Annotated in this window: 13 protein-coding genes; 12 read left to right on the forward strand and 1 reads right to left on the reverse strand. The window is 70.5% G+C overall.

The annotated features are described in order from the left end of the window. Positions 1–146 precede the first annotated feature (146 nt). The 11 genes from urtA to Q1K33_RS19370 all read left to right on the forward strand — a co-directional run bounded on the left by urtA (position 147) and on the right by Q1K33_RS19370 (position 9,575). Positions 147–1,364 (forward strand): urea ABC transporter substrate-binding protein, encoded by a 1,218-nt coding sequence (urtA, locus tag Q1K33_RS19320; protein ID WP_300406388.1) that lies wholly within the window; start codon positions 147–149, stop codon positions 1,362–1,364. Positions 1,365–1,527: 163 nt separating this feature from the next. Further along, positions 1,528–2,412 (forward strand): urea ABC transporter permease subunit UrtB, encoded by an 885-nt coding sequence (gene urtB, locus Q1K33_RS19325; protein WP_300406389.1) that lies wholly within the window; start codon positions 1,528–1,530, stop codon positions 2,410–2,412. Next, entirely contained in the window at positions 2,409–3,473 is a 1,065-nt protein-coding gene (gene urtC / locus Q1K33_RS19330; protein ID WP_300406390.1) for an urea ABC transporter permease subunit UrtC, read from the forward strand. Before urtB ends, urtC begins: the two co-directional genes overlap by 4 nt. Further along, positions 3,470–4,312, forward strand: coding sequence for an urea ABC transporter ATP-binding protein UrtD (gene urtD / locus Q1K33_RS19335; protein ID WP_300406391.1), 843 nt, complete (start codon positions 3,470–3,472; stop codon positions 4,310–4,312). The genes urtC and urtD overlap by 4 nt, the downstream gene beginning before the upstream one ends. Further along, positions 4,305–4,985: an ATP-binding cassette domain-containing protein gene (locus Q1K33_RS19340; RefSeq protein WP_300406392.1), complete on the forward strand. Its 681-nt coding sequence runs from the start codon at positions 4,305–4,307 to the stop codon at positions 4,983–4,985. Before urtD ends, Q1K33_RS19340 begins: the two co-directional genes overlap by 8 nt. A 3-nt stretch (positions 4,986–4,988) precedes the next feature. Then, positions 4,989–5,291, forward strand: a complete 303-nt coding sequence (locus Q1K33_RS19345) for an urease subunit gamma (RefSeq protein ID WP_300406393.1) — start codon at positions 4,989–4,991, stop codon at positions 5,289–5,291. A 67-nt stretch (positions 5,292–5,358) separates the two neighbouring features. Continuing rightward, complete coding sequence (gene ureB / locus Q1K33_RS19350; RefSeq protein ID WP_363319758.1) at positions 5,359–5,691, forward strand: urease subunit beta; 333 nt, start codon at positions 5,359–5,361, stop codon at positions 5,689–5,691. Beyond that, entirely contained in the window at positions 5,691–7,397 is a 1,707-nt protein-coding gene (locus Q1K33_RS19355; protein WP_300406394.1) for an urease subunit alpha, read from the forward strand. The genes ureB and Q1K33_RS19355 overlap by 1 nt, the downstream gene beginning before the upstream one ends. Before the next feature lie 7 nt (positions 7,398–7,404). Next, positions 7,405–8,088: an urease accessory UreF family protein gene (locus Q1K33_RS19360; protein ID WP_300406395.1), complete on the forward strand. Its 684-nt coding sequence runs from the start codon at positions 7,405–7,407 to the stop codon at positions 8,086–8,088. Then, positions 8,081–8,827, forward strand: coding sequence for an urease accessory protein UreG (gene ureG / locus Q1K33_RS19365; protein ID WP_300406396.1), 747 nt, complete (start codon positions 8,081–8,083; stop codon positions 8,825–8,827). Before Q1K33_RS19360 ends, ureG begins: the two co-directional genes overlap by 8 nt. Then, entirely contained in the window at positions 8,808–9,575 is a 768-nt protein-coding gene (locus tag Q1K33_RS19370; protein ID WP_300406397.1) for an urease accessory protein UreD, read from the forward strand. Before ureG ends, Q1K33_RS19370 begins: the two co-directional genes overlap by 20 nt. A 25-nt stretch (positions 9,576–9,600) precedes the next feature. On the opposite strand, the gene Q1K33_RS19375 is transcribed toward Q1K33_RS19370, so the two are convergent. Continuing rightward, positions 9,601–10,689, reverse strand: a complete 1,089-nt coding sequence (locus Q1K33_RS19375; protein WP_300406398.1) for a substrate-binding domain-containing protein — start codon at positions 10,687–10,689, stop codon at positions 9,601–9,603. A gap of 154 nt (positions 10,690–10,843) precedes the next feature. Between Q1K33_RS19375 and Q1K33_RS19380 the strand changes: the two genes are divergently transcribed. Beyond that, the gene (locus Q1K33_RS19380) at positions 10,844–11,308 is read left to right on the forward strand and encodes a MarR family transcriptional regulator (protein WP_300406399.1); all 465 of its coding nucleotides are present in this window, start codon (positions 10,844–10,846) and stop codon (positions 11,306–11,308) included. Positions 11,309–11,458: the final 150 nt, after the last annotated feature.

The following is an 11,458-nucleotide window of genomic DNA, read 5'->3' on the forward strand; positions in this document are numbered from 1 at the left end:
GTTACACGGAATTAATTCCATTTGGTAGTAATCGGCAACGCCGGCTTCCTAGGTTTCTGGATCAAGGAAGAGCACACCGCGGTGCTCGTTGATGTAGTTGACCGAGAGGTTGTCGTTCTGTGTTGAAATCACGCGTTCGTCTTGCGATGAGCACTGCCACCGCCATGACAGCCGCGCTCGTCCTGAGCAGCTGTGGCTCCACCGCAGGTGAGGAAGGGGCTGCCGGCTCGAGCTGCGTCGACACCTCCAGCGACTCGATCAAGCTCGGCTTCCTCCAGTCCACCTCGGGAGTCATGTCGATCAGCGAGCAGACCGTTCGCGACTCGCTCAGCCTGGCCATGGAGGAGATCAACGCCGACGGCGGGATCATGGGCAAGCAGATCGAGCCCATCGTCGAGGACGGCGCGAGCGACCCCGCCATCTTCGCCGAGAAGATCGAGAAGCTCCTGACGGCCGACTGCGTCGCCGCCGTCTTCGGCGGCTGGACCTCGGCCTCGCGCAAGGCGATGCTCCCGGTCGTCGAGGCCAACAACGGGCTGCTGTTCTACCCGGTGCAGTACGAGGGCCTCGAGGCCTCGGAGAACATCTACTACACCGGCGCGACCACCAACCAGCAGATCATCCCCGCGATGGAGTTCCTGGCCGCCGAGGGCGCCGAGACGCTCTTCCTGGCCGGGTCCGACTACGTCTTCCCCCGCACGGCCAACAAGATCATCAAGCAGTACGCCGCCGAGCTGGGCATCGAGATCGTCGGCGAGGAGTACGTCCCCCTCGACGACGACAACTGGACCACCCAGGTGGCGAAGATCGTCGCGGCCGAGCCCGACTTCGTGTTCAACACGATCAACGGCTCGTCGAACGTCGGCTTCATCAAGGCCTACTACGAGCAGGGCCTGGGTCCGGACACCTCCCCGATCATCTCGGTCTCGATCGCCGAGGAGGAGGCCCCGGCGATGGGCCACCCCGTCACCGGGCAGTACGCCGCGTGGAACTACTTCCAGTCGGTCGAGACCCCGACCAACGGCGACTTCATCTCGGCGTACCAGGACAAGTACGGCGCCGGCCGGCCGACGTCCGACCCGATGGAGGCCGCCTACACCTCGCTCTACCTCTACAAGAACATCGTGGAGAAGGCCGAGTCGTTCGCCGTCGACGACGTCAACGCCGCCAGCGACGGGGTCAGCTTCGACGCCCCCGAGGGCACTGTCGTCATCGACGGGGACAACCACCACATCAGCAAGACCGCACTGATCGGCCAGATCAACGAGGACAACCAGTTCGACGTCGTCTTCACCTCCGACGGCCCGATCGAGCCGGACCCGTTCCTCGAGGGCTACGACTGGTGGGACCCGGCCGGCGAGTGAGCCCGGCACCCGGCTCATCGTCGAGCTGACCTGACCCACAGCACCACCCGTCCGGGGTCCCGCGCCATCGCGTGGGACCCCGGATCGGACAGGTGTCGCGGGGTGCGACCGCAGCCGCGGCCCCGCCTCGCGACCACCCGCCGACATCTCCGGAGGACACCGCGTGGACGCATTCACCACCCCGCTCCTGGCAGGCACTGCCAGTGGGGCGCTCCTGCTCATCGCCGCCCTGGGCCTCAGCCTGACCTTCGGTCAGATGGGCGTCATCAACATGGCGCACGGCGAGTTCCTGATGGTGGGCGCCTACACCGCCTACGTCACCCAACAGGTGGTGACCAACGCCGACCTGTCGATCCTCATCGCCCTACCCGTCGCCTTCGTGGTGGCCGGGTTGCTCGGCCTGCTGCTCGAGGTCGCGGTCATCTCCTGGATGTATCGACGGCCTCTGGACACGTTGCTGGTCACCGTGGGCGTCAGCCTCGTGCTGCAGCAGCTCGCCAAGGACATCTTCGGCGCCCAGGGGGACCCCGTCGTGGGGCCGGGCTGGCTGGAGGGCACGATCCCCGTCTTCGGCTACAACTGGCCGCTACGGCAGATCTTCACCGTCGTCCTCGCCGTCGGTGCACTCGCCGCCCTCGCCGCCCTGCTCAAGTACACGTCCTTCGGTCGCCAGATCCGGGCGACCGTGCAGAACCGCGACCTCGCCGAGACCATGGGCGTCTCCACCCGGGTCGTCGACCGGATCACCTTCTTCGTCGGCTCCGGCCTGGCCGGCCTCGGCGGCGTCGCCGTCTCGCTGATCTCGGGCACCAACCCCAATCTCGGTCGCGCCTACATCATCTCGGCCTTCCTGGTCGTCGTCGCCGGCGGCCTGGGCCAGCTCAAGGGCACCGTCATCGCCGCCTTCGCCGTCGGCGTGGTGACCGCCTTCTTCGCCGACTGGACCAGCGCTGCCATGGCCCAGGTCGCGACGTTCGCCCTCGTCGTCCTCTTCCTGCAACTCCGACCCCAGGGCCTCTTCACGGTCCGGACGCGAGGTCTGACATGAGTCCCCGGAACCTCTCCCTGCTGCGCACCTTCGCTCCCCTGTTGGGGATCGCCGTGCTCGCCGTGGTGATGCTGGTCGTCGCTCCCGCCGTGCTCAGCCCGTTCCGGCTCAACAGCCTGGGCAAGTACACCTGCTGGGCGATCGCCGCGGTCGGCATCGGCCTGGCCTGGGGCCGCGGCGGCATGTTGGTCCTGGGCCAGGGCGTCTTCTTCGGCCTCGGCGGCTACGCGATGGCGATGCACCTCAAGCTCGAGGCGGCCGGCCCCGGCAACGTCCCCGACTTCATGGTGCTCTACGGCGACGGCACGATGCCGGGCTTCTGGGAGCCGTTCCGCAGCGGCCCCTTCACGATCTTCGCCATCCTCGCCCTGCCCGCCGCGGTCGCGACGGTCATCGGGTGGGCGATCTTCAAGCGACGGGTCAAAGGTGCCTACTTCGCGATCCTCACCCAGGCGATGGCCGTCGTCTTCGCGACCCTGCTGGTCGCGACGATCAAGGAGACCGGCGGGTTCAACGGCCTCAACCAGTTCACCCAGTTCTTCGGCTACAACCTCTACGACCCCGTCAACAAGCAGATGGTCTACTCGATCACGGTGGGGCTCCTCCTCGTCTGCCTGCTCATCGTCTGGCAGCTCTACCGCAGCCGCTTCGGCGAGTTGCTCGTCGCGACCCGCGACGCCGAGGAACGCGTCCGCTTCCTGGGCCACGACCCGGCCAACATCAAGCTCGTCGCCTTCGTGGTCGCCGCGATGATGGCCAGCGTCGGCGGGGCGATGTTCGCGCCCATCGCCGGGATCATCTCCCCCTCCGACGTGGATGCGACGGCCTCGATCTTCCTGATCGCCGGCGTCGCCCTCGGCGGCCGCGCACTGTTCCTGGGCCCGGCTCTCGGCGCACTGACCGTCGGCTACGGACGCACGGCGCTCTCCGAGGCCTTCCCCAACCAGTGGACCTACTTCCTGGGCGCCCTGTTCGTGGTCGTCATCCTGCTGCTCCCCCGGGGCGTGGGCGACCTGCCCCGACTGGTGCGCACCACTCTCGACCGGAGGACCTCCGCATGAGCACCACGACGCGCTCCCCCGACACCCGCGGGCTCGACTACCTCGAGATCCGCGGCCTGACCGTCGACTTCGACGGCTTCAAGGCCGTGAAGGACGTCGACCTGACCCTGCTGCAGGGGCGGCTGCACTTCCTGATCGGGCCCAACGGCGCCGGCAAGACCACCCTCGTCGACGCCGTCACCGGGCTGGTGACCGGGACCGGGCTGGCCAGCTACGGCAACCAGGACCTGCTCACGATGAAGTCCCACAGGATCGTGCGCGCCGGCATCGGCCGCACCTTCCAGACCGCGACGGTCTTCGAGGAGCTCTCGGTCCTGCAGAACCTCGACATCGCCGGTGGCGTGCACCGCTCGGCCTGGTCGATGCTCCGAGCGCGACGCGGGGTGCCGACCTATGTCGAGGAGGCGCTGGAGACCATCGGGCTCACCGCCCTGCGCGACAAGCCGGCCGGGACCCTCGCCCACGGTCAGAAGCAGTGGCTGGAGATCGGCATGCTGCTCGTGCAGGACGCCAAGGTGATGCTCCTCGACGAGCCGGTCGCGGGGATGAGCGCCGAGGAGCGGGAGCAGACCGGCGAGCTGCTGCAGCGGATCGGCCACGACCGCACCATCGTCGTCATCGAGCACGACATGGACTTCGTGCGCAGCTTCGCCGACGTGGTCACCGTGATGCACGCCGGCGCCGTGCTCGCCGAGGGGAGCATCGCCGAGATCCAGGCCGACGAACGGGTCCAGGAGATCTACCTGGGCCACCAGCCCGACACGGCTGCCGAGACCGGCAGCGGCAGCGACGCCGATGAAGAGACCACCGTGACCGGCGAGGGGAGCCACCGTGCTTGAGCTGCGCAACGTGACCGCCGGCTACGGCCGGACCAAGGTGCTCCAGGACGTCACCATCGAGATCCCGACCGGTGGCGCCGCCGCCATCATGGGCCACAACGGGGCCGGCAAGACCACGATGCTGCGGGTCGCGGTCGGCCTCGTGCCGGTGATGCGCGGCCAGGTGCTGCTCGACGGCGAGGACGTCACCCGGCTCCGGCCGAGCGGGCGGGTACGTCGTGGCCTGGGCTACGTGCCGCAGGGCCAGGTCTCCTTCCCCCAGATGACCACCCTGGAGAACCTCCAGCTCGTGACGACCGACAAGGTCGCCACCGACGAGGTCCTCGACACCTTCCCGGCCCTGCGCGACCTGCTCGCGCGGCGCGCCGGTCTGCTCTCCGGCGGCCAGCGGCAGCAGCTGGCCATCGCCCGCACGCTGCTCACCAAGCCGCGCCTGCTCATTCTGGACGAGCCCACCGAGGGCATCCAGCCCAACGTCGTGGCGGAGATCGAGTCGGTCATCATCGAGCTCACCCGACGCGGCGACCTCTCGGTGCTGCTGGTCGAGCAGCACGTCGGGTTCGCGCTGCGGGCCACCCAGCACTACTACGTCCTGGAGTCCGGCCGGATCACCTCGAGCGGCGAGGGTGGACCCGCCGCCGTCGACGCCGTGCGTGCGGCGATGGCGGTCTGAGCGGTGCACCTCACCCCGTCGGACTCCGAGAAGCTGCTGCTGGCCGTCGCCGGGATGGTCGCGCGCGACCGGCTCAGCCGGGGCGTCAAGCTCAACTACCCCGAGGCGGTGGCCCTGTTGAGCACCTGGGTGATCGAGCGGGCCCGCGACGGGCTCAGCGTCGCCGAGCTGATGACCTCCGGCCGCGAGGTCCTGGGTCGCGAGCAGGTGATGCCGGAGGTCGTGGACCTGCTCGTCGACGTGCAGGTCGAGGCGACGTTCCCGGACGGTCGCAAGCTCGTCACGCTGCACCACCCCATCGGCTGACCTCGACCGACCTGCTGACGCCTGCCTCATCCAAGCCCGACCGACCCCCATCCTCGAGGAGACCGACATCACCACCCAGTCGTCCGGCCCCGGCGCCATCCGCGTCGCCGAAGGGAGCCTCGAGCTGAACGCCGACCGCACCCCGGACCAGCGCGGCACCATCGTCGTGGTCAACACCGGCGACCGTCCGGTGCAGGTCGGGTCCCACATCCACCTGCCCGACGTGAACGCCGCCCTGGCCTTCGACCGGCGGGCGACCGTCGGCTTCCGACTGGACATCCCCAGCGGTACGTCGCGCCGCTTCGAGCCGGGTGCCTCGCAGGAGCTGGCGATCGTGGCCCTGGGCGGCGCCCGCGTCGTACCGGGCATCCAGGTGCGACGCGGCGGGGAGACGAGCTGATGGTGCGCATCAGTCGGGCCGAGTACGCCGCGCTCTACGGCCCCACCACCGGCGACCAGGTACGCCTCGGGGACACCGACCTGTGGATCGAGGTCGAGCAGGACCTCACCTTCGGCGGCGAGGAAGCGGTCTTCGGGGGCGGCAAGTCGATCCGGGAGTCCATGGCGCAGTCGACCCGGTCGCGCGCCGACGGAGCGCTCGACACGGTCATCACCAACGCGATCGTGCTCGACCACTGGGGCATCGTCCGGGCCGACGTGGGGCTGCGCGACGGACGCATCGTCGCGCTGGGACGATCGGGCAACCCCGACATCGCCGACGGCGTGCATCCCGACCTCGTGATCGGTCCTGGCACCGACGTCATCTCCGGTGAGGGGAAGATCCTCACCGCCGGGGCGATCGACATCCACGTCCACTTCATCTCGACCTCGCAGCTGGTCGAGGCCCTGGCCACCGGGATCACCACGGTGGGCGGCGGGGGCACCGGACCCTCCGAGGGATCGAAGGCCACCACGGTCACGCCCGGGTCCTGGCACCTGCAGACGATCCACCGTGCCCTGGACCGGTTGCCGCTCAACGTCCTGCTGATGGGCAAGGGCAACACCGTGAGCGCCGCCGGGCTGGCCGAGCAGGCGCTGGCCGGCGCCGGCTGCTACAAGGTGCACGAGGACTGGGGCTCCACCCCCGCGGCCATCGACGCCGCGCTCAGTGCGGCCGACGAGCACGGCCTCCAGGTGGCACTGCACTCCGACAGCCTCAACGAGGCCGGGTTCCTGGAGTCGACCGTCGCCGCGATTGCGGGACGCAGCATCCACGCCTTCCACGCCGAGGGAGCGGGCGGGGGCCACGCGCCGGACATCCTGAAGGTGGCGAGCCTGCCGCACGTCATCCCGGGGTCGACGAACCCGACGCTGCCGCACACGGTCAACACCGTGGCCGAGCACCTGGACATGCTGATGGTGTGCCACCACCTCAACCCCCGGGTGCCCGAGGACCTGGCGTTCGCCGAGTCCCGGATCCGGGCGACGACCATCGCCGCCGAGGACGTGCTGCATGACATGGGCGCGCTCTCGATCACCTCCTCCGACGCCCAGGCGATGGGACGCATCGGTGAGGTCATCTGCCGCACCTGGCAGGTCGCCCACGCCATGAAGCACCGCCTGGGCGACCACTCCGGCATGGCGAGCGAGCCGGCCGACAACCTGCGCGCCAAGCGCTACATCGCGAAGTACACGATCAATCCCGCCATCGCGCACGGGATGGCCGCCGAGATCGGCTCGGTGGAGCCCGGGAAGCTCGCCGACCTCGTGCTGTGGGATCCGCGCTTCTTCGGGATCCGGCCAGCGGTGGTGATCAAGGGCGGCGCCCTGGTCTGGGGCGCGCTGGGTGACCCGAACGCCTCCATCCCCACCCCCCAGCCGGTGCTGATGCGCCCCGCCCTGGTGGAGGACGGCGCCGACCACTCGCTCACGTTCGTGTCCCCGGCTGCGATCGCCGACGGCCTCGAGGATCGGCTCGGGCTCCGCCGTCGGCTCGTCGGGCTGGAGCCGACCCGCGCCCTGACCAAGGCCGACATGGTGAACAACGACGTGCTGCCCGACATCGAGGTCGATCCCGAGACCTTCGCCATCGAGGTCGACGGCGAGACGATCAAGCCCGATCCCGCGCGACGGCTCCCGCTCGCCCAGCTGTATGCGATGTTCTGAGCCGGCCGTGACCGATGCTCGAGAGGCGATCCACCGCGACCTGGTGCTGATGCTGCTCGCCGACGCTCGGCTCCCGGTCGCCGGGCACACCCAGTCGGCCACCCTCGAGCCGGCCCTGAGGGCGGGGCTCGGCGCCGGCGACGTGCCCGGCTACGTCACGACCCGGCTGCGCACCGTGACGAGGGTCGAGGCCGCGACCGCCGTCGTCGCACTGCACCACCTGGCTGCCGGTCTCGACGTCGGCCCGGTCGAGGCGGCCTGGGCTGCCCGCACCCCGAGCCCGGCGATGCGGGCGACCTCCCGCAGCCAGGCTCGGGCGTTCCTCCGGCTCGCCGGGCGGTTGTGGCCCGAGACCGCACCGGTGCTGGCCGTGAGCGCCTACCGCGCTCCCTGCCGCGCGGTCGCCCTGGCAGCCGCCGCCGCGAGCCTCGACCTCGAGCCCGCCGCTCTGGCGCGCCTCGTCGGGTACGACGACGTCCAGACTGCCTGCTCGGCGGCCCTCAAGCTGTTGCCGCTCGACCCGGCCGACGTCACCGGCTGGGTCGTGGGGGCGCTCCCGACCGTCGACCGTCTCGCCGGCGAGGTCGCCCACCTGACCCGACCCGAGGAGATCCCCGCCTGCGGGGCCCCCCAGATCGAGGCGTGGGCCGAGACCCACGCCCACACCACCAGGAGGTTGTTCAGTGCCTGATCACACCCACACCCATCCCCACCCGCAGAGCCACAGCGCACTCAGCGGCCCGGCCCGGGCGCTGCGCCTGGGGGTCTGCGGACCCGTCGGCACCGGGAAGAGCTCGCTGATCGCGCTGCTGTGCCGTGAGCTGGCCTCCGAGCTGGAGCTCGGCGTGGTCACCAACGACATCTACACCGACGAGGACGCGCGCTTCCTCCGCGCTGCCGGCGTGCTCGACCCGGCCCGGATCCGGGCCGTCGAGACCGGGGCCTGCCCGCACACGGCCATCCGCGACGACATCACCGCCAACCTGATGGCCGCCGAGGAGCTGGAGGCCGACTACGCCGGCGCCGACGTGCCGGGCCTCGACCTGGTGATGATCGAGTCGGGCGGCGACAACCTCACCGCGACCTTCAGCCCGGCGTTGGTCGACGTACAGATCTTCGTGCTCGACGTCGCCGGCGGCGGCGACGTGGCTCGCAAGGGTGGTCCGGGCATCGAGCGTGCCGACCTGCTGGTCGTGAACAAGACCGACCTGGCGATCCACGTCGGCGTCGACGCTGGCCTGATGGTCACCGAGGCCGCGGCCGCGCGCGACGGGCGGCCGGTGCTCGGTCTGACCCGCACGGAGCAGGCCACGGTCGACCAGCTGACCGCATGGGTGCGGGCCCAGCTCGCGCGCCACCGGACGGGTGACCTGGTGCCGCAGGACCCCGGCCCGATGGCGGCGCACTCCCATGACCACGCTCACGCCTGAGCTGCCCGCCGGCGACGCGCTCGACGGCGTCAGCCGCACGACCATCCGGCTGCAGTCGGACCCTGCGGGCGGCCGAGCACGCATCCGCCTGGCCACCGGCGGCTCGCCTCAGTGCCCGGTGCTACGGCCGATGCTGCTCGAGACCTCCGTCGACCGCGCGCGGATCTCGCTGGTGCCGGAGGGTGCGATGCTGCTGGCCGGCGACCACCTCGACATCGACATCGCGGTCGGAGCCGGCACCCATCTGGAGATCGTCGAGCCCGCCGGCACCGTCGCCTACGACATGCGCGGGCGGCACGCGACCTGGGATGTGCGCATCCGCCTCGGCGACGGTGCGTCGTTGACCTGGGCGGGAGAGCCCTTCGTCGCGTCGGCGGGCTCCGACGTACGACGCTCGACGTCGGTGGTGCTCGGGCCGGACGCACGGCTGGCGCTGCGCGAGACCATGGTGCTCGGGCGGTACGGCGAGTGGCCCGGCCGCGTGCGTCAGAGCACCCGGGTGCACGACGACGCGGGGACGCCGGTGCTGGTCGAGGAGCTCAGCCTCGACCCGGTCTCGGCGCCACACCTGCTCGGACGGCAGCGGGTGGTCAGCACGATCCTGCTTCTCGCCGACCCGGACGAGGTGCCTGCCGGCGTCTCGCCGGAGAGCCGCTTCGACCTCGACACCGGGGGCACCCTGTGGCGCCGGCTCGGCACCGACGTGCACGCGACCCTGGACCACGCGTGCTGGGCCGCGGTCCGCTGACATGTGCCCGCTGTCGAGCACCCGATCACTGGGTGCGGGCGATCTGCTGCTGGACGGTGAACTCCAGCCCCTCCGCTGCGGCGAGGTAGACGTCCTGGTTGACCAGGTTGCCGGCCAGCCGCAGCAGTCCGCGCGGGCTGTCGTAGAAGTGGCCGTCGCGCACGGCCGATGCCGCGGCGACGTCGAGCGAGCCGCAGGTCTGGCCGAGCTGGGCCAAGAACATGATCGCCTCGTAGCAGGACTCGCCCACGGCGTTCAGTGCCGGAGCCCACTGCCCCCACCTGGCGTAGTAGGCCTCGGCGAGCGAGCTGCCCTCGGCCGTGTCCATCCCGTCGAAGTACGCGGCGGCCGCGTAGAGCTCCTCGTTGGCGCCATTGCCTCCCGCCAGCAGGGTGTTCTCCTCGACGGCGGGGCTGAGGCGCGGCAGCGCAGCGCTCAGCCCGGCGCGGGCGAACTGCCGGTTGAAGTGCACCGCGTCCTGCCCCATCAGCAGCATGATCACGCCGTCGACGTCCTGCTGCTCCAGATCGGTGAGCACGGTTCGGAAGTTGGTGGTGCCGAGCGGCACGTAGGTCTCGCTGACGATGCTCGACGCACTGTCCTCCAGGGCGAGGCGCGCCGTGGCTCCGGTGACCCTGGGGAAGACGTAGTCGTTCCCGACCACCGCCCATCGCCCGATCGCGAGCTCCTCCCGCATCCAGTGCGCTGCCGGCAGCAGCTGGTTGATCGGCCGCTCGCCGAGCATGAAGACGCCCGGGGTGTCGTCGGTCCCCTCGTGCATCGCGGAGAACGCATACACCACGCGTCCGCCGATGCGGCGGGTGATCGCCTGCCGCACAGCCGAGATGTGCCAGCCGGCGACCGCCTCGACGCGTCCGGTGTCGACCAGCAGACCGACCTCCTGCGCCACGACCTCCGGGTCACGACCGCCGTCGACCACGACGAGCTCGACCTGTCGTCCCGCGATGCCGGGGCCGCTGTTGAGCTGCTCGACGGCGAGCTCGCCGCAGGCCAGGCACGAGGGGCCGTACAGGCCGGTCGAGCCCTGCATGGGCACGACGAAGGCCACCGACAGGACGTCGGGACCGGGGTCGAGCAGCAAGGCAGAGGTCACGTGGCCTTCCCTGTGACATGCGGCGGGCGACAGCGGAGAGGCAGGACGCGCGTCGTCGAGAGTCCCTTGGTCGCCCAAGGTATATTGCTTTCGTCCGGAAGTATCCGGTCATCCTCGGTTTGAGACGACTTCCACACGACACCGGAGGGGTGCGATGACGGAGCAGCTCTCCGGTGTGGGACGGCGCGCCGTGCCCGCCCAGGCCGTCGCTCCCAGTCTCGCGCTGCTGCTCAAGCAGGGCGAGACCCGGATCCGCCTGGGTCTGCAGCCGCTCCTGGACGAGGTCGGGCTGGCGCTCGAGCACTGGCAGATCATGTCGGTCCTCCACCACGCCCCCGGTCTGCGAATGACCGCCCTCGCCGAGGCGGCCGTCGTCCCGGCAGCCACCCTGACGCGTCACGTCGACAAGCTCGTCGAGCTCGGACTCGTCGTACGCCGCGTCGACCCGAGCGACAAGCGCCGCGTCGCGGCCGCCCTGTCACCGCGTGGCCAGGAGCTCGCGACGCGGATCAGCGCAGGCGAGGCCGACCTCGAGCGTCGACTCACCGACGGCCTGGGCGCCGAGCGGTTCGAGTCGCTCAAGCACGACCTGGCACTCCTCGGGCACCTGCTCGACTGAGAACTACGGTCCGGAGCAGAGGCGGCGCGCGAGCGCCAGCGCCAGCGCCGAGCGGACCCAGCGGTGGTCGAGGCGTGAGGAGCGCCAGCGACGAACCTCGAGACCTCCGGAGGTTGAGCAGCGAGCGCCAGCGAGCGTCGACGAAACCCG

Origin of the sequence: Nocardioides sp. (assembly GCF_029937575.1) — a bacterium.
GTDB lineage: Bacteria > Actinomycetota > Actinomycetes > Propionibacteriales > Nocardioidaceae > Nocardioides.